Origin of the sequence: Mesorhizobium sp. M0217, assembly GCF_040321955.1 — a bacterium.
Taxonomy (GTDB): Bacteria; Pseudomonadota; Alphaproteobacteria; order Rhizobiales; family Rhizobiaceae; genus Mesorhizobium.
In genome coordinates this window covers 128,590-145,677 of sequence record NZ_JAMYSN010000001.1, presented here as the reverse complement: position 1 = coordinate 145,677, position 17,088 = coordinate 128,590, and the positions used below count along the sequence as shown (strand labels likewise).

Here is a 17,088-nt window from a genome sequence, read left to right as displayed (position 1 = left end):
GCTCTGCAATCGATAGGCTTATCCCCGGCAAGAATAAATTCATCAACGGCCGCTAAAACCTTTGACGGCAGGATCGCCAGCCATTTCGCCTGTCTCGCGGAGCGAGGGACCCTTGTCGCGCAGCACCGGGCTTGCCCACATCATCCGTCACGATGACGGCACCGCTTCAGGTGTCTGGGGTCCCTACACGCTGCAGAGCGCCTTTCAGCCGATCTTCGCCTTCAAGGACGGCAAGCTCTCGATCGCAGCGTTCGAGGGGCTGATCCGGCCGTTTCGTGACGGCGAGCCGCAATCGCCGATGAACTTCTTCCGCACCTGTCCGGCCGGCGACCGCCTGCATATCGAGGCGCTGACGCGCACGCTGCATTTGCTCAATGCCGGCGCCTGCCTGCCGCAAGAGGCTTCGATCTTCGTCAATTTCGATCCGTCGGTGTTTACCGAGCGCTCCATCGCCGATAACGCGCTGCGCGACATGCGGCTGGTGCTGCACGAAGCCGGGATCGATCCGCGCCGCATCGTGTGCGAGGTGACCGAGCAGAAGTCGGCGTCGCAGGAAACGCTCTACAGCTTTGTCGAGGCGCTGCGGGCCAATGGCTTTCGCATTGCCGTCGACGATTACGGCGCCGATGAATCCGACATCAACCGCATCAAGGAGCTCAAGCCCGACATCGTCAAATTCGATGCGCACTGGATCACGCAGCTCATGGAATCCGGCGCCGGCTTTGCCCTGCTGACTGCCATGGTGACGAACTTCGAACTACAGGGCATCCGCACGGTGTTCGAAGGCATCGAGGAAGGCTGGCAGCTTGAATTGGCCGAGAAATCCGGCGCATCGATGGTGCAGGGCTTCGTGCTGGCGAAGCCGGAACTGGCGCCGACCAGCTTTCGCGCTTTCGGCAAGGATGGGCAGCCGTCTGTCGCGGCGGCCGAGCCTGGCAAGACGCCTGCCGGCCCGACTGCAGCGCCTCCGGCTCGGCCGGGCAGGGTGTTCGGGCGCAGGACCGGGCCATGACCGGGCAGCGCGAGAGGCGTCGCGATATCGGCGAATCGATCTTTGCCGACGAGGTCGGCATCGAATACGGCGTCTACGGCGCGTTCCGGCTGAAGAGCGCCTACCAGCCGATCTTTGCGCCACGCGGCGGCGCGTTGGCCGTGGTTGCCGTCGAGGCGCTGATCGAACCGCAGCGCGCTTCCATGCCGGTTGCACCGGCCATGTTCTTCGACAGTGTTGCGCCGGGCGACCGCCTGTTTGTCGAGACGATGTGCCGGATGCTGCATCTGAAAAACTTCCGCAACATCGGCGTCGACGGGCTCGACCTGTTCTTCAATTACAACCCGATGATCAACGATCATCTCGGGCGGGCGCTGGCCGAGATCCGGCTGATGACGCGGCATCTCGGCGATCTCGACCTGCATGCCGCCATGCTGGTCTGCGAGATCACCGAACAGGCGGCCGACGATAATGTGCTGGCCCCGCTGGTGCGCGAGATGCGGCGCCACGGCATCCGCATCGCCATCGACGATTTCGGCACCGGCCACTCGACCGCGGAGCGGATGAGCCTGCTTCAACCGGATATTGTGAAGATCGACGGCGGCTGGTTCGCCGAATTCTGCCGCCACGCTGCCGCCGAGCGCTTCTTCCGGCCGCTCGTCTCGTCGCTGCACGATCGCGGCGCCAAGGTGCTGGTGGAAGGCATCGAGCAATCCGTGCATCTGCGCGTCGCGCTGGATGGCGGCGTCGACCTGCTACAGGGGTTCCATCTCGGCCGCCCGGCGCTGGCCGGCACGATCTTCAACCGGGAGCCGCTGTCGATCGAGGCGCTGCTTGGCGCCGACAACAAGGTGGTGCCGCTGCATCTGCGGCGCTGATTTGTGCTCGCGCTTGCCGCCGCTTCGCGGCTCGTTCCGGACCGGACGCCAGGCGCGATGCCCGGTTGGGCTTGCGGCCTTCGGCCGTAGCGCGCATTCAAAGAGGGCGAACTCGGCCCGCGTGAAGTTCAGCCAAAGCCTGCTCGGCAAACTTATCCAGCCGGCCAGCCTTGGCGTCCGCCTCGATCTGCATATCCCACACCTCTGCCTGATACGCTGCGAACCATTTGGTAAAGGCCTTTAGTTCTTTGGTGTTCAGGGCTGCGATGGATCTTTCAATCTGTTCGAGCTTGGTCATGGGGCGAAACTAGCATGGCCATCGTCCAATTCCAGACAAACAAAAAGGCGGGATAAATCCCGCCTTCCCATTTTCGGTAGCCTGATCGGAGCTTTAAGTCCGGGCCGGCAGCTATCTGCTGATCCAGCTTGTCGGGTCTTTCTGCTCCAGCGCGCTTCTCGCGCGACCGTCAGTACATCCGTGACTTGCCGCGCGCCCCGAACTCTCGTCCGGCGCGCGCTATCGCAAAATCAGGCTGCCTTGCTCAGAGAACCAGCGGACGACTTGCCTGTGCGGCGGTCCTGCTCGATCTCGAAGTTGATTTTCTGGCCTTCGACCAGGGTCGACAGTCCAGCGCGCTCGACAGCGGAGATGTGAACGAAAACGTCCGCACCGCCCGAATCAGGCTGAATGAAGCCGAAGCCCTTGGTGGCATTGAACCACTTGACCGTACCAGTTGCCATATGAATAGTCCTCGCATTTGCTTTGGTTTGACCGAACCGAGGTTCAGCCGGTTTGTATCGAGATTTTGGAGATAGACGTCAGCAAACGCGAAGATCGCGAGGCCCGGATCGATCGGCCGAAATATCAATGGAGCTGATATAGGCGGGTTTCGCACCAAAAACAAGATGGCTCGAAAAATGGCGTTGCGGTGGCGCCGCCCAAAGGCCGCCCCAATCGCATGAAAGCGTCGAGCAATCGGGAAGATCGGGACGCCCGACGGCGTTAGTCCGGTTTTGGGAGACTGTCATGAAAACGGTTGTGAAAACCATTCTGCTTGCCGCCTGCCTGACGCTGGCGGCCGCCGAGGCGCAGGCGATCTCGCGCTACGACCCCACTCGTATGAGCTGCGACAGGGTGCAAGGCACGATCGCCCGCCAGGGCGCGGTCATCCTGCGCTATCAGTCCAGGCGCGTGCCGGGGCTGCCGCTCTTCGACCGCTATGTGCAGAGCCAGCAATTCTGCAATGTCGGCGAGGTCAGAAAGCGCGCCTATGTGCCGAGCGCCGATACCGAATCCTGCCCGGTCTATCTCTGCAAGCGGATCGAGAACGACCATTTTCACCGCCGCTTCCTGCGCCGTCATTAGGCATATTGATATTCAAGTGAGGCCGGTCTTCTGCGCTTCCGGCGCCCACGTACATTAAGTACGCTCCGCTCCGGTTCTCGAAGACCATAGTTCTCGGTGCGGCCTGACCTGAATCTCAACATACCCAGCCGGCATACCATTCAAGCTCTTAGAACCCGAACGAGACCTGCGCCGCCGGCGGCGGGCCGACGCGCACGCCTTCCATGGCCAGCATCTTTTCCTTGGTGGCCGAGCCGCCGGGCGCCGAGAAGCCGCCGATCTTGCCGCCCGCGGCTAGTATCCGATGGCAGGGGATGACCAGCGGCACCGGGTTGGCGCCCAGCGCTGCCCCGGTTTCGCGCGGCAGGCCGGCTTGGCCGGCGCGCTTGGCCAGTTCGCCATAGGTGGTGGTTTCGCCGTAATGCAGTTTCCGCGCCGCGTCGTAGATGGCGAGACGGAAGTCGTCGACGCCGTCGAGATCGACCGGCACACCGGAGAAATCGACGTCCTCGCCTGACGCATACGCCTTGATCGAGGCGATCAGCTCGACCACCCATTGCGGCTGCCCAATGTTCGCAGTCGTATTGGCGGCAACACCGGCATGCCGCATCAGCCGGCGCTCCACTGCTTCGCGGCTCCTTTCGGGCAGGCAGAGCCGGATCAGGCCCTTTTCGCTCCAGGCGATGCCCATGAAGCCGATCACTGTTTCTAACACTGCGTGGCCGGCTGTGATCGAAGATGCCGTTTCCATGATGCGCTCCTTTCCGCAAAGCGGCGAAAACCGGGATACCGACCGGTACATATGCAGAACAATATGGCATCTGAGCCCGGCTCTCGCCACCCGAAAACCACCAGATGGTCCCGATTGCCCACCAGGAATCGCTGGTGTAAGGACTTCTTAACAACCGACAAATCGGACCCGCGCGGCTTGCCAGCAAAATTCAACCTTTTCGCGATCTCTGTGATCGTCGGCGCAGCTGCCCTCAGCGGCTGCCAATCGACCTCGCAGATGAAGGCCACGCCTGCGCTGACCGAAACCGCGACCGCTGCCGGCAGCGATGCCGGCTTTACCGTGCCGCTGCCCGATACGGTTTCGGTGCTGCCGCAATCCTCGGGCATAACACCCGTTCAGGCGGCCGAAGCGACGCCGGCCACGCCAGCGCTCGATGCCGCTGCTCAGCCGGTTGCCGCGACCGCGGCCTTTGCCGGCGCGACGCCCACGGCCCCGGCCGTGCCTGCGGTGATGGCCGCCAATGCCTGGCAGGCGCCTGCGCCCGCCAACGCCGGACAGCCGGTCGCGGCGCAATATACGACCGCCAGCCTTGTCATGCCGGCGACCGCCAAGGGCGGCCAGAACGCCATGCCCGGCGTGCAGCAGGTAGCCTATGTCGTGCCGCAGAACCCGGCTTCCTTGGGCCAGTTCCCCGCCGCGCCGCTCGGTCTCCCGGAAGAAGAGCATGCGACCGGCATGCGCGGCGACGTCGACCGGCTGATCCAGAAATACGCTGCTCTCTACGAGGTGCCGGTCGATCTGGTGCGCCACGTCGTCAACCGCGAAAGCACCTACAATCCCAAGGCTTACAATAACGGCCATTGGGGGCTGATGCAGATCAAGCACGCGACGGCGCGCGGCATGGGCTATGACGGGCCGGCCAAGGGCTTGTTCGACGCCGAAACCAATCTGAAATACGCGGTCAAATATCTGCGTGGCGCCTGGCTGGTGGCGGGTGGCAACGCCAAGAAGGCCGATTGGCTCTACCAGACCGGCTATTATTTCGACGCCAAGCGCAAAGGCCTGCTCGAGGCCACCGGCCTCGGTGTCGACCGCAAGCGCCGCCGGCTGCAGCCCGACGCCTGAGCGCGATGCCTGAACCGCGCCCGCCGGCTCCAAACGACATCCGGCTGCGCAAAATCCTCGACGAGACGCTCGTTGCACCGCACTGGCCGGCCGGCTTTACCATGCGCTGCTTCGAACATGGTGACGCGCAGCCCTTGCATGCGCTTTTGAGCGAGGTGTTCGACGACGGCACCGACGGCCCGTTCGACGAATGGTGGCCGCGCATATCCAGCGATGCCGAATTCGACCCGGCGCTGTGTTTCCTGGTCATCGACGCCAAGGGACGGCTGGCGGCGGCAGCGCTGTGCTGGACGAGGGCCTTCGTCAAGGACCTCGCGGTCCATCCCGAAGCGCGCGGCAAAGGCATTGGCGAGGCGCTGATGTGGCAGGCTTTCAACGCCTTTCGCGATCGAGGCGCGGCCCATGTCGACCTCAAGACCAACACGGTCGAGAACGCCGCCGCGCTCAGGCTCTACGAGCGGTTGGGAATGATGCCTGTCGCCTGGGAAGGGTAAGGGTTTTTTCTTGCCGCAATTCCCTGGGGAAAACGCTACGCGCTTTTCACGGGAAAACCGGTTCCCACCTTTCCTGGAATTGCTCGAGCGCTGTTGAAATCCTTCGGATTGTGAACTGCTTCACATTGGCCGCTGCAACCGGATGCTAACTCACCATCCATGCCTTTCGACCGATGGCGGATCGACGACTGGCAGATGTAGAGGGGCTGCACCGGCATGTGTTCAGCCACTCCTTGGCGGGTCCCAGGCGGGGGTTTGGGGCCCGCCAGTCGTTTTACGGTCGCCCTCAGATATCGGGCGCATTACCGATCTTCTTTTTGAGCTCAATCGCCCAGGCGCGGCCCTCGTCGCCGCCCCACAGCAGCCAGGCGATATGGCCGGCCGATGGATTGTCTTCATTGCCGTAATTCTTGCCGCGCTTGTCGACCTCGTGGCGGGCGAAGTAGCTGACCATGCGGCGGATGGTGGATGGCGCCAGCTTTTCGCGGTTCTTGAGTTCCGTCGCCCGCGCCACGCCGATCTCGGTGCCGCCCCGGCCGAATTCTCTTCGCAGCCTCAACCCCTTGGCGGCATTGTCGGCCACCACTTGCGGGCAGCGCAGATCGATCTCTTCATCCTCTTGCATGTGTCTCCCCAGCTCCGGAAATCTAACCTGCAGACGCAATACAGGGAAGTGCAACCGGCTCCCAATGCAGCGCCGTCCATTAGGATCAGCGCGCCATCGGCATGTGCGAGATCCTGTGGAACCTTATGGATTTCACGCCTGAGGGTCGGCCGAACTGGAACGAACAGCTGCAATATGGCGAGGCGTGCTGTCCTGAGGTTTGTCCGCCAGGGGCTCGGGACGGCTCTTCGGCAGATGGTCGCTGACGAATAGTTCTCCGGACGCAACCCTGCCGCCAATGCCGCGTTTGATTAGCCGAGGGAAATTTTCAAATCGGAGAACTCAGATGAAAACGCTTCTCACCATTGCCGCCGTCGCCTTGTTCGCCGGTGCCCCTGCCGCCTTTGCGGCCAACTCGACTGCGGTCGCGCCTGCCATGGCCGCCAGCAAGGTCGATACCCCAACCTTCGTCAAGACCGTGCCTAGCTCCAACGAATTCGAAATCCAGTCGAGCAAGCTCGCGGAGGAGAAATCCAAGGCGGCTGACGTGAAGAAATTCGCCAAGCAGATGGTCAAGGACCACACCAAAGCCGGCAAGGAGTTCAAGGCGGCGCTGAGCCAGGGCCAGACCACCGGTTCGACCAAAGCCGCGGGACCGGCCCTGCAGCCGAAGGAGCAGGCAATGCTCGACGAGTTGAAGAGCGCAAGCGGCAAGGATTTTGACGCCAAGTACATCCAGATGCAGACGGACGCGCACAAGGAGGCCGTTGCCCTGTTCAGCACCTATGCCAACTCGGGCGACGACCCGGCGATGAAGGAATTCGCCAAGAAGACGCTGCCGACGCTGCAGATGCACGAGAAGCACGTGAAGGAACTCGCGGCCGCGCATCAGGGTTGAGGGTTGGTGACTGGCCAGCAATAGCATTCTACGGCGCCCCCTCTGTCCTGCCGGACATCTCCCCCACGAGTGGGGAGATCAGCAGCGTCGGCGCCGTGCTTTTCTACCGACGGTGAAAATTGGCGAAGGCTGAGGCGACAGCCAATCTCCCTGCTTGTGGGGGAAATGTCCGGCAGGACAGAGGGGGGCGCCGTAGAGTGCGACGGCCGATGCCTGCCGTTGGCAAGGCATTGCGGCAAAGTGGCTCTGTGGCTGCGCCGGCAGTGACATACACTGCCGCCACCAATTCAATGGAGCTCCCATGCCCAAGATCGACCTGTCCACCGTGCCTGTCCGCAAGGGCTCCGGCTACCCCGCACCCTTCGACGCCCCTTGCGCCGAGCGCACACGCCACCGCCTCGGCGATGCCGGCGGCCTCACCGATTTCGGCGTCAACCTGATGACATTGCCATCAGGCGGCTGGTCGAGCCAGCGCCACTGGCACAGCCATGAGGACGAGCTCGTCTATGTGCTGGAAGGCGAACTGGTGCTGGTGGAGGATGGCGGCGAGACGCTGCTCAAGGCCGGCGACTGCGCGACCTTTGCCAAGAACAGCGGCAACGGCCACCACATGATCAACCGCTCGTCCACAACGGCGCGCTATCTCGAGGTCGGCTCGCGCAATCCGGATGATCTCATCACTTGCTCCGACATCGACATGATGAGCCCGAGTTCCGATGGCAGGTTTCTGCACAAGGACGGCATGCCCTATCCGGGGCAGGGGTGAGCGCTGGACCATGCTTCGGCGCTGGTGTTCGCTGGGCGGCAGGATAAGTTGCTCACGATTAAAGGTGGCGCAGGCCCCCTCATCCGTCCGCTTCGCGGCCACCTTCTCCCCGCTGGGGAGAAGAGGGACGTGCTGGCGCTGACCGGCTCCTCTCCCCTCGGGGAGAGGTCAGCCGAGCGAAGCGGAGGCTGGGTGAGGGGGCCTTGGCGCCAGCTTGGCAAACAAGGGGAAGATCACCATGAAAAAAGAAGTCATCGAAGTGCCCGTCATGTCGGCCAAGGTGCGGGCGCTCGGGCTGCCTTGCTCGACGGCAGTAAGGGCCAATGGCTTCGTGTTCATCTCGGCGACGCCGCCGGTGGACATGGTGAGCGGCGAGATGGTGCGTGGCGATATCGAAACGCAGACCGAGGCGTCGCTGAAGGCGCTGAAACACTGCCTGGAAGCCGCCGGCACCTCGCTGGACAATGTGGTGATGGTGCGCATCTACGCCGTCAATTCCGGCTTCTACAACGCCATCAACCGGGTCTATGCCCGGTACTTCAGCGTCAACCCGCCTGCGCGGAGCTTCGTGCCGGTGGCGTCGTGGCCGATGGAGTTCGATATCGAGATCGAGTGTGTGGCGGTGGCGTGAGGGGCCACCTATAATTTCCGCTTGTCTTTGAAGTAAAGTCGTCCTCAAATCTCGCCGGGGATAGGGAGGGCGAGTCATGAACAAATTACCGAAGAAATTCGGCGAACGCGTTGCGTCGAATCTCAAGAAGTATCAGCGGATTACGCTGGCTCAGCAAAAATCTGATGTCGCGGAAGCCGACACGGTTACCTTGGTCAAGGACATCCTGGCCGATGTTTTTGGCTATGATAAATATGACGAGCTAACCTCGGAACACCAGACCAAGGCTACATATTGCGATCTCGCGATCAAGATTGCAGGAAAACTGCGATTGCTTGTTGAGGTGAAATCAGCGGGCAGCAGCTTGGCTGATAATCACTTGAGGCAGGTTATCGACTACGGAGCCCACCAAGGCATTCACTGGGTGATCCTCACCAATGCGGTCGAATGGCGGTTGGTCCGTATCTATGTGGCAAACCAGATCAGCCATGAAGAAGTTTGCCGGATTGTCCTTGCCGACATGAATCCCAAGAATGAGGACCATCTACAGTGCCTCTTCCTGTTCGCCAAGGAAGGGCTGACGACCGATGCAATGGATGCATTCCATCAGCAGGCACAGCTGTTCAACAAGTTTACGGTTTCGGCGATCATCCGGTCTGAAGCCGTGATTTCGGTGGTGCGCCGGGAAATCCGGAAGCTCTTTCCAGACATCAAGGTTGGTAACGAGAACCTCTCGCAGTTGGTCGAAAATGAAGTAATCAAGCGGGATACGATCGAAGGCGACAAGGCTAAGGAAGCGGTCGCTAGGATGCGAAAGGCTACGAACAAACTGGAGAGGGCTAAGGCTAAGGCAGTGAAGCTCATTGAGGTAGAAACGCCAAAATGAGATTCTTTGGAGCCGAGCAATGAAAATTCAAAATTTCAGGATACGCCGGTTCAAGGTTATCGAAGATACCAGTGTAGGCCTATCTGATTTGAACATAATTGTTGGATCAAACAATTCTGGAAAAAGCAGCATAATTCAAGCTCTCCATTTTTGCATATCGATCTTGCAGTCCATCGCACTGGCAAAGAAATGGACGCGAAAAAGCCCTTTGATAGCGACGCTAGGGCCGGATGAGATCATATACTCTCCTGCGTCTAATCCATACGCCCTAGGTCAAGGTGGAAAATTGGTGGAGGGTGAAAATAGATCGATTTTGTTTGATTTGACCTTGGAGAATGGGCGTACTTTTTCCTTGGAAGTTGCGAAAGGTAAGAACAACAATGTCCAAGCCCGAATTGTGAATCCGGAAGTCGCTGTGGGATTAGCGAGTTTAGATGATCCGTTCAGCATATTCTCGCCGGGATTAGCGGGTGTCGCTAAGAGCGAGGTGTTTGTTTCTGATGGAGTTTTGTTGCGGGCTCTTGCTCGGGGTGACGCGAACGTAATTCTTCGCAATATGCTCCTTAGGCTTTGGCCAAATGAAGATAATAGAAATAGATTTCTCGTTGACCTCGCTGAGGTATTCCCTGGTGTCGAGATCGATGTTATTTTTGAGCAAAAGATTGATGAATATATATATGTATTCGTTAAGAAGGACGGCACGAGTATCCCTATTGAACTTTGCGGAACCGGATTCCTACAGGCAGTTCAGATACTGTGTTATCTTCATAGATTCCGCCCGAGCCTAATTGTTCTTGATGAGCCAGACTCCCATCTTCATCCGAACAATCAAAGGATAATCTCGAATCTTCTATTTAGAATAACTGAGGATTTAGGAACTCAGATTGTTATCACGACCCATTCTCGACACATAGTTGATGCGCTTTCCGGCGTTGCTCGATATATTTGGGTTCAGTCTGGTGCTGCGGCTCCGGCTTCCCGCGACGACCAGATTGACATACTAATGGATTTGGGCGCTCTCGATTTTAAGGAGAGAATTGGAACAAAGAACTACGATGCTATATTATTAACCGAGGATGAAATAACTAGAAGTATCGTTACATTATTGGCGTCTAGTGGATTTGATATGGAAAGAACGTTGATTCTTCCCTATCGCGGTGTAACGGAGTTACATAATCTTAGGACTATAGCGGATCATACTCGACGTATATCGGGCGCCCGCCTTGTGATTCATAGGGATCGCGACTTCCTTGGCCCCATGGAAGTCGAAGCGTGGAAAACGTCAATTCGGGAGATGCAGTGTGATTCATTTGTGACAACTGGTGTCGATATCGAATCCCACTTGCTGAATCCGCGCTACCTTTCGGCTCTAAACAACTTACAGAACGAGGCTCAGTTTACGGAAATTCTCAATCAGGCGATCGAGGAGATTCGCGAGGACGCATACGAGCATGCTCTCAATTCCCGGTTAGATTGGGAACGCAAACAGGGAAATGGACGAGTAAACGTAGGAGCTTTAGCGCGAGACATGAGGCAAAGGGTGAATGATGACCCTCGTGCCAATATGTCGGGAAAGAAACTGCTTAAGAAAATTCGAGATATTTATCGCCAGCGCGTCGGTGCAAACCTGACCGTAGGAACGGGTTCTGAGTTGATACGTGATGACAGCTTATTGACGATAGCAAATAGGATATTTCCGCGCCGCAGAGAAAATCAGTGATGGACACCCTCAGGGAGCTCATCTGGGTGGTGGCGCTGCCCTTCATCCGCCTGCCGGCACCTTCTCCCCGTTGAACGGGGAGAAGAGAGCTAATTGCCTCAAGCAAAATACTCCTGCAGCGGCCGCACCTCGAGGCTCCCTGCCTTCAGCGCCGCGATCGCCTCGGCCACAGCCGCAGCACCTGATAGCGTTGTGTAATACGGCACTTTCTGCATCAGGGTCGCGCGGCGCAGTGACTTCGAGTCCGACACCGCCTTTTGGCCGTCCGTGGTGTTGAACACGATCTGGACCTGGCGGTTGCGGATGGCGTCTTCGATGTGGGGGCGGCCTTCGAGGACCTTGTTGATCTTCTGGGCGTCGACGCCGTTTTCGGCGAGGAAGCGGGCGGTTCCGGATGTGGCGAGCACCTTGAAACCCTGGCCGGCGAGGCGCTTGACCGCCGGCAGGATGCCGGCCTTGTCTTCGTCGCGCACCGAGACGAACAGCGTGCCGGAGCGCGGCAGGTCGACGCCGGCGCCGAGCTGGCTCTTGGCGAAGGCCAGCGCAAAATCGCGGTCGAGGCCCATGACCTCGCCGGTCGAGCGCATTTCCGGGCCGAGCAATATGTCGACGCCGGGGAAGCGGGCGAAGGGGAAGACGGCTTCCTTGACCGCGATGTGGCCAGGGTTGCGAGGATCAGGCATGGCGCCGTAATGGGCGAAGGCATCTTCCAGCTTTTCGCCGGCCATGATGCGGGCGGCAATCTTGGCGATCGGACGGCCGATGGTCTTGGCGACGAAGGGCACGGTGCGCGATGCGCGCGGGTTGACCTCCAGCACATAGACGGTGCCGTCCTTGATCGCATACTGCACGTTCATCAACCCGCCGACATTGAGCGCGCGGGCAAGCGCCGCCGTCTGGCGCTCCAGCTCGTCGACCAGATCGGAAGGCAGCGAATGCACCGGCAGCGAACAAGCGCTGTCGCCGGAGTGGATGCCGGCCTCCTCGATGTGCTCCAGAATGCCTGAGACGAAGGTCGACGTGCCGTCGCAGAGGCAGTCGACATCGACTTCGATGGCGCCCGAGAGATAGGTGTCGAACAGAAGCGGGTTCTTGCCCAGCAGCGTGTTGATCTGGCCGGTCTTGTCGTTGGGGTATTTCTGCTTGATGTCCTCCGGCACCAGGCCGGGCACGGTGTCGAGCAGGTAGCTCTGCAGCATGCCCTCGTCATGGATGATCTGCATGGCGCGGCCGCCGAGCACATAGGAGGGGCGCACCACCAGCGGGAAGCCGAGTTCGCCGGCCACAAGGCGGGCCTGCTCGACAGAATAGGCGATGCCGTTCTTCGGCTGGCTGAGGTTGAGCTTGTGAAGCAGCTTCTGGAAGCGGTCGCGGTCTTCGGCGAGATCGATCATGTCGGGTGACGTGCCGAGGATCGGGATGCCGGCCTTCTCCAGCGCGTCGGCCAGCTTCAGCGGCGTCTGGCCGCCGAACTGGACGATGACGCCGACCAGTTCGCCCGAGGCCTGTTCGGCGCGCAGGATCTCCAGCACGTCCTCGGCCGTCAACGGCTCGAAGTAGAGCCGGTCCGACGTGTCGTAGTCGGTCGACACTGTCTCGGGATTGCAGTTGATCATGATCGCTTCATAGCCGGCGTCGCGCAGTGCGAAGGCGGCATGGCAGCAGCAATAGTCGAACTCGATGCCCTGGCCGATGCGATTGGGACCGCCGCCGAGGATGACGACTTTTTTCCGCGCTGACACTTGCGCTTCATTGGCCAGCGCGCCGGCGAAGGGCACTTCGTAGGTCGAGTACATGTAGGCGGTGGGCGAGGCGAACTCGGCGGCGCACGTGTCGATGCGCTTATAAACCGGATGAACGTCGAGCTTTTCGCGAATCCTTTGAATCACTTCGGCGTCGGACTTCGTCAGCGAGGCGAGGCGGGCATCGGAGAAGCCCATCGCCTTCAGCATGCGCAGATTGACGGCGTCTTGCGGAATGCCGTGCTCGCGGATGCGGGCTTCCATGGAAACGATGCCGGCGATCTGTTCGAGGAACCACGGGTCGATCTTGCACATGGCGTGCACGTCTTCCAGCGAGGTGCCCATGCGGATCGCCTGCGCCACCATGCGCAGCCGGTCGGGCGTCGGCGTGCCGAGCGCGGCGCGGATGGCGTTGCGGTCGTCGGCGTGGTTGGCAGCTACGGCACCGTGGCCGAGGCCGGGGATTTCGATTTCGTCGAGGCCGGTCAGGCCGGTTTCCAGTCCACGCAAAGCCTTCTGCAGGGACTCCTGGAAGGTGCGGCCGATGGCCATGACTTCGCCGACCGACTTCATGGCGGTGGTCAGCACCGGCTCTGCGCCGGGAAATTTCTCGAAGGCAAAGCGCGGGATTTTTGTGACGACGTAATCGATGCTTGGCTCGAAGGAGGCGGGCGTGGCGCCGCCGGTGATGTCGTTCTCCAGCTCGTCCAGCGTGTAGCCGACGGCGAGCTTGGCCGCGATCTTGGCGATGGGGAAGCCGGTCGCCTTGGACGCCAGCGCCGACGAGCGCGAGACGCGCGGGTTCATCTCGATGACGACGAGGCGGCCATCGGCCGGGTTGACGGCGAACTGCACGTTGGAGCCGCCGGTCTCGACGCCGATCTCGCGCAGCACCGCGAGCGAGGCGTTGCGCATCATCTGGTATTCCTTGTCGGTCAAGGTCAGCGCGGGGGCAACGGTGATCGAGTCGCCGGTGTGTACGCCCATCGGGTCGATGTTCTCGATCGAGCAGACGATGATGCAATTGTCCGCCTTGTCGCGGACGACCTCCATCTCATACTCCTTCCAGCCGAGCACGCTTTCCTCGATCAGCACTTCGGTGGTCGGCGAGGCGTCGAGCCCGGACTGGACGATGTCGTAGAATTCGGCGCGGTTGTAGGCGATGCCGCCGCCTGTGCCACCCATGGTGAAGGACGGGCGGATGATGGCGGGCAGGCCGACATGGTCGAGCGCCTGGGCGGCGATCGCCATGCCATGGCTGATGTAGCGCTGCTTGCGGTCGCCTTCGCCGAGATTCCAGCGGGTTTCCAGCGCGTCGAGCGCGGCATCGAGGTCGGCAGGCGCCTCGGCCTTTACGGCGGCGCGCTCGGCCTCGTGCGTCTTGCGGTCGGCGTTCTTGACATCGGTGGCATTGGCAAGCATCGACTTCGGCGTTTCCAGGCCGATCTTCTTCATCGCCTCGCGAAACAGCGCCCGGTCCTCAGCCTTGTCGATCGCCGTGGCGTCGGCGCCGATCATCTCGACATTGTAGCGTTCGAGCACGCCCATGCGGCGCAGCGACAGAGCAGTATTGAGCGCGGTCTGGCCGCCCATGGTCGGCAGCAGCGCGTCGGGCCGCTCCTTGGCGATGATCTTGGCGACGACTTCAGGCGTGATCGGCTCGATATAGGTGGCGTCGGCCAGTTCCGGGTCGGTCATTATGGTGGCCGGGTTGGAATTGACCAGGATGACGCGAAAGCCCTCTTCCTTCAGCGCCTTGCAGGCCTGTGTGCCGGAATAATCGAACTCACAGGCCTGGCCGATGACGATGGGGCCGGCCCCGATGATCAGGATCGACTTGATGTCGGTGCGTCTTGGCATCGTTGTGAGTTCCGTTCGGCGAGCGGCTTGCACGAAAAACCGGGACGGGAAGACCCGGCCGGTTGTGCTTGCGATTCTGGTATCAGGCTAGGAGGGCCTTATAGGGAAGAGTTTTGGGAGATGTAACCCCGAAAATGAGGCTAGGCAGTAGGGATTAGGCAGTAGGGATCAGGCAGTGGGGATTAGGCAGGAGCGAGGTTAAGGCGCCTATTGCCCATTCCCTACTGCCTGACACCTAATCCCCCAGCGCGAGCTGATCCGTAATCTCAAACCGCTCGGATACCCCGACGCGGATCATGTTGAGGCTGCCTTCCCTTGTGAAGCGGAAGTCCTTGCCCAAATCCGAGTTGGCCGGCATGCCGGCAGAGAAGGAGATGACGCGGGTGCCGCCGTCGGGCCAGGTCACGGTGATGTCTGCCTTGTCGGCGCCATTGTGGACGATGTTGACGGCGCAGCGGGTCATCGGTTGTCCGACATAGCGGGCGCAGGGGATCTCGGCGGTGGCGCCGAGGGCGGGCGGGGGTTCCAGCCGTGCAACGGTTTGCGTAGCGGTCGCAGCTTTGGCCTGGTCTGGCCGTGGCGTCGGGGATAGTACCCCCGGCGCGGACGCTGTATCCGGCGCTGCTCCCGCAGACGCGGCGGCGGCGAGTTCCGGCGTCCCTGTGGCCTCCGTTGCCGGAGCCTCCGTGGCAGGGATTTCATCCGTCGGCGGACTTTCATTCGCTGCGAAGGCAAGGCCGTAAGCATCCTGCATGGCGGTCCTGCCGATCTCGGCGGCGGACTTCGGCGCGCCTGGATTCGTGCCGCCAAGGCGCTCCGTCAGGTCGAGTGGAGCCGGCGCGGGTGCAGCCGGGGTGGGTGGAGCCTGAGTGGGTGCAGCCGGAGCGGCAGAGGCGGCAGGTGCAGTCGTCCGGGGCGCTGCGGCCACGTCGGCCGGCTGCGTCGGCATGTCGGGCGCGAGCGTCGGGCCGCCGGCTTCAGCGCTGGCGGTCACCTGGGGCGGCGCGGCCTCAACTTCGACCACGGTCGGATTGTCGGGGATAAGATAGCGCGCGGGCGCCCAGCCTTTGACCAGTGGATTGTCGATCTCCTCGACCTTGCACCAGCGGTGGCCGTCCACTTCGTTGCAGCCGAAATTCCTGACGCTCGAGCCGATCGGCAGGCGCGCTTGGGTTCTGCCGACCGGCGACGGCGTGGCGCGGATGTTGAGGAGATCGCCTGGGCCGAGCTCGGTCACTATGGAAACGATGTCGGCAGGCGCGTCCTCGGCATTGGCCGGCAAGCTCACCAACAACGGGCCCACCACCAACGGACCCGCCAACAACCGGGCTGCCCGCAGGAGCGGAGCGCCAGTCAGTCGATGCAAAATGGTTCGGATTGTGCGCCTCATCATTTGGCCGTGCGCCGATTACCCTTGCGGCAGCAGTCCTGCCGTATGGCAAGGCGGTTTTATAAGGGACGATACGCGGCCATGTAAGTCTGAAAATGCGTCCGATGTTTGGTGCCGCGAGGCGGAAGCAGGGCGCAGCCGTGCGGTCAAGCGGAGCCTTGCCAAGAGGGTTTGGGCATGAAGCCGGTCCTCAGCGCATGCGCCCATTCCGGACGGCCCGCCTGTTCGGCCTGTCTCGCCGCCGCTTCATGGTCGTAGTCGACGGCGATGGTCTCGAAACGGTCGGGTCCTTCGCCATCCAAGGTGAGGATGCCGTAGCGCGCATGCGGGCTGCCTTGCTCCGAAACATGCGCCGGCGGCGTGTCATCTTCATAGGCGGGAGCGCCGACGCTGCCGGGGTTGAAGAGGATGGGGCCGCCGGGGATACGGAGCAGCTCCGCGCGGTGGCTGTGGCCGCAAAGCACGACGCGGCAGGCCGGGTCCAGCGCCTGCAACCGCCGCTGAATAGCGGCAAGCGGCGCGCGCACCAGTTGGCCATCGACGATCGCGTCGAGCAGGTATTTCTCGTCATGGTCGGGCCGCGCATGGAAAGCGACCACGCCGGGAACAATCTCCAGCGTGAAGGGCAGGGCGAGCAGCGCTTCGCGCTGCGCCTCCGTCAGCCGCTCCTGTGCATAGCGGTCCGAAGCCCACATCGTATCGTCGGCCGGATCGACGGCGACGCGGCGGTCATGGTTGCCGCGCACCGTCGGCAGGTCGAGCGCTTCGAGCCGCTCGAACGTCTCGCGCGGCCAGAGCGGGCCGGAGACACAGTCGCCAAGGTTGACGGTGAGATCGGCGCCGCCGCGCCGCGCCAGATCGGCGAGCACGGCATCCAGCGCCAGCACATTGCCATGGATGTCGGCGAGAACGGCAATGCGCATGCGGCGGGCTCCTTGGTGCAGCCCGTTGAGGCTTGCGGCCCGGCTTCCTATCAAGCCGCTGCCTTCATTATCAAGCCCTTGAGGCCGTTCGAGACAGCCGGGAGCTGGCTATCGCGGAAGCAC

At 61.5% G+C, this 17,088-nt stretch carries 17 protein-coding genes; 10 read left to right on the top strand and 7 right to left on the bottom strand.

All coding sequences use genetic code 11. From position 1 onward, the window contains the following. Window positions 1-112 precede the first annotated feature (112 nt). Window positions 113-1,012 carry an EAL domain-containing protein gene (locus tag NKJ18_RS00680; protein WP_023728195.1) on the top strand — a complete coding sequence of 300 codons (900 nt, stop codon included), beginning with the start codon at window positions 113-115 and terminating at the stop codon, window positions 1,010-1,012. Then, window positions 1,009-1,869 (top strand): EAL domain-containing protein, encoded by an 861-nt coding sequence (locus NKJ18_RS00675; RefSeq protein ID WP_352757648.1) that lies wholly within the window; start codon window positions 1,009-1,011, stop codon window positions 1,867-1,869. Before NKJ18_RS00680 ends, NKJ18_RS00675 begins: the two co-directional genes overlap by 4 nt. A gap of 97 nt (window positions 1,870-1,966) precedes the next feature. On the opposite strand, the gene NKJ18_RS00670 is transcribed toward NKJ18_RS00675, so the two are convergent. Both NKJ18_RS00670 and NKJ18_RS00665 read right to left on the bottom strand, forming a co-directional pair. Then, a complete protein-coding gene (locus tag NKJ18_RS00670) occupies window positions 1,967-2,167 on the bottom strand; it encodes a hypothetical protein (protein ID WP_023671961.1) in 201 nt (66 codons plus the stop codon). 230 nt (window positions 2,168-2,397) lie between these two features. Next, window positions 2,398-2,610 (bottom strand): cold-shock protein, encoded by a 213-nt coding sequence (locus NKJ18_RS00665; protein ID WP_015316174.1) that lies wholly within the window; start codon window positions 2,608-2,610, stop codon window positions 2,398-2,400. 298 nt (window positions 2,611-2,908) lie between these two features. Here NKJ18_RS00665 and NKJ18_RS00660 point away from each other — a divergent pair, with 298 nt between their 5' ends. After that, window positions 2,909-3,235 carry a hypothetical protein gene (locus NKJ18_RS00660; protein WP_023689728.1) on the top strand — a complete coding sequence of 109 codons (327 nt, stop codon included), beginning with the start codon at window positions 2,909-2,911 and terminating at the stop codon, window positions 3,233-3,235. 148 nt (window positions 3,236-3,383) lie between these two features. Here NKJ18_RS00660 and NKJ18_RS00655 read toward each other — a convergent pair whose 3' ends face one another. After that, on the bottom strand, window positions 3,384-3,965 hold the full coding sequence (locus NKJ18_RS00655; protein ID WP_023671959.1) for a methylated-DNA--[protein]-cysteine S-methyltransferase: 582 nt from the start codon (window positions 3,963-3,965) through the stop codon (window positions 3,384-3,386). 177 nt (window positions 3,966-4,142) lie between these two features. Between NKJ18_RS00655 and NKJ18_RS00650 the strand changes: the two genes are divergently transcribed. Beyond that, window positions 4,143-5,072 carry a lytic transglycosylase domain-containing protein gene (locus NKJ18_RS00650; RefSeq protein WP_023733310.1) on the top strand — a complete coding sequence of 310 codons (930 nt, stop codon included), beginning with the start codon at window positions 4,143-4,145 and terminating at the stop codon, window positions 5,070-5,072. 5 nt (window positions 5,073-5,077) lie between these two features. Beyond that, the gene (locus NKJ18_RS00645) at window positions 5,078-5,566 is read left to right on the top strand and encodes a GNAT family N-acetyltransferase (protein WP_023691535.1); all 489 of its coding nucleotides are present in this window, start codon (window positions 5,078-5,080) and stop codon (window positions 5,564-5,566) included. Window positions 5,567-5,852: 286 nt separating this feature from the next. On the opposite strand, the gene NKJ18_RS00640 is transcribed toward NKJ18_RS00645, so the two are convergent. Then, window positions 5,853-6,191: a hypothetical protein gene (locus tag NKJ18_RS00640; protein ID WP_023691534.1), complete on the bottom strand. Its 339-nt coding sequence runs from the start codon at window positions 6,189-6,191 to the stop codon at window positions 5,853-5,855. A gap of 325 nt (window positions 6,192-6,516) precedes the next feature. Between NKJ18_RS00640 and NKJ18_RS00635 the strand changes: the two genes are divergently transcribed. From NKJ18_RS00635 to NKJ18_RS00615, 5 genes are all read left to right on the top strand, one after another. Continuing rightward, the gene (locus NKJ18_RS00635) at window positions 6,517-7,068 is read left to right on the top strand and encodes a DUF4142 domain-containing protein (RefSeq protein ID WP_352757646.1); all 552 of its coding nucleotides are present in this window, start codon (window positions 6,517-6,519) and stop codon (window positions 7,066-7,068) included. Window positions 7,069-7,369: 301 nt separating this feature from the next. Continuing rightward, entirely contained in the window at window positions 7,370-7,834 is a 465-nt protein-coding gene (locus NKJ18_RS00630; protein WP_023672418.1) for a cupin domain-containing protein, read from the top strand. A 238-nt stretch (window positions 7,835-8,072) separates the two neighbouring features. Further along, window positions 8,073-8,465 carry a RidA family protein gene (locus NKJ18_RS00625; RefSeq protein ID WP_023740205.1) on the top strand — a complete coding sequence of 131 codons (393 nt, stop codon included), beginning with the start codon at window positions 8,073-8,075 and terminating at the stop codon, window positions 8,463-8,465. A 76-nt stretch (window positions 8,466-8,541) separates the two neighbouring features. After that, a complete protein-coding gene (locus tag NKJ18_RS00620) occupies window positions 8,542-9,330 on the top strand; it encodes a hypothetical protein (protein ID WP_352757644.1) in 789 nt (262 codons plus the stop codon). Between the two features lie 19 nt (window positions 9,331-9,349). Then, window positions 9,350-11,050 carry an AAA family ATPase gene (locus NKJ18_RS00615; RefSeq protein WP_352757642.1) on the top strand — a complete coding sequence of 567 codons (1,701 nt, stop codon included), beginning with the start codon at window positions 9,350-9,352 and terminating at the stop codon, window positions 11,048-11,050. Between the two features lie 98 nt (window positions 11,051-11,148). Here NKJ18_RS00615 and carB read toward each other — a convergent pair whose 3' ends face one another. The 3 genes from carB to NKJ18_RS00600 all read right to left on the bottom strand — a co-directional run bounded on the left by carB (window position 11,149) and on the right by NKJ18_RS00600 (window position 16,965). After that, on the bottom strand, window positions 11,149-14,652 hold the full coding sequence (gene carB, locus NKJ18_RS00610; RefSeq protein ID WP_352757640.1) for a carbamoyl-phosphate synthase large subunit: 3,504 nt from the start codon (window positions 14,650-14,652) through the stop codon (window positions 11,149-11,151). 235 nt (window positions 14,653-14,887) lie between these two features. Continuing rightward, window positions 14,888-15,940: an SH3 domain-containing protein gene (locus tag NKJ18_RS00605; RefSeq protein WP_245260168.1), complete on the bottom strand. Its 1,053-nt coding sequence runs from the start codon at window positions 15,938-15,940 to the stop codon at window positions 14,888-14,890. A 248-nt stretch (window positions 15,941-16,188) separates the two neighbouring features. Next, entirely contained in the window at window positions 16,189-16,965 is a 777-nt protein-coding gene (locus tag NKJ18_RS00600) for a metallophosphoesterase family protein (protein ID WP_023828085.1), read from the bottom strand. Window positions 16,966-17,088 lie beyond the last annotated feature (123 nt).

Coding starts and splice junctions, on each gene's coding strand:
- NKJ18_RS00645 (WP_023691535.1), top strand. CDS start 5,078: ATGCCTGAACCGCGCCCGCCGGCTCCAAACGACATCCGGCTGCGCAAA.
- NKJ18_RS00640 (WP_023691534.1), bottom strand. CDS start 6,191: ATGCAAGAGGATGAAGAGATCGATCTGCGCTGCCCGCAAGTGGTGGCC.
- NKJ18_RS00675 (WP_352757648.1), top strand. CDS start 1,009: ATGACCGGGCAGCGCGAGAGGCGTCGCGATATCGGCGAATCGATCTTT.
- NKJ18_RS00665 (WP_015316174.1), bottom strand. CDS start 2,610: ATGGCAACTGGTACGGTCAAGTGGTTCAATGCCACCAAGGGCTTCGGC.
- NKJ18_RS00670 (WP_023671961.1), bottom strand. CDS start 2,167: ATGACCAAGCTCGAACAGATTGAAAGATCCATCGCAGCCCTGAACACC.
- carB (WP_352757640.1), bottom strand. CDS start 14,652: ATGCCAAGACGCACCGACATCAAGTCGATCCTGATCATCGGGGCCGGC.
- NKJ18_RS00655 (WP_023671959.1), bottom strand. CDS start 3,965: ATGGAAACGGCATCTTCGATCACAGCCGGCCACGCAGTGTTAGAAACA.
- NKJ18_RS00620 (WP_352757644.1), top strand. CDS start 8,542: ATGAACAAATTACCGAAGAAATTCGGCGAACGCGTTGCGTCGAATCTC.
- NKJ18_RS00630 (WP_023672418.1), top strand. CDS start 7,370: ATGCCCAAGATCGACCTGTCCACCGTGCCTGTCCGCAAGGGCTCCGGC.
- NKJ18_RS00615 (WP_352757642.1), top strand. CDS start 9,350: ATGAAAATTCAAAATTTCAGGATACGCCGGTTCAAGGTTATCGAAGAT.
- NKJ18_RS00625 (WP_023740205.1), top strand. CDS start 8,073: ATGAAAAAAGAAGTCATCGAAGTGCCCGTCATGTCGGCCAAGGTGCGG.
- NKJ18_RS00635 (WP_352757646.1), top strand. CDS start 6,517: ATGAAAACGCTTCTCACCATTGCCGCCGTCGCCTTGTTCGCCGGTGCC.
- NKJ18_RS00600 (WP_023828085.1), bottom strand. CDS start 16,965: ATGCGCATTGCCGTTCTCGCCGACATCCATGGCAATGTGCTGGCGCTG.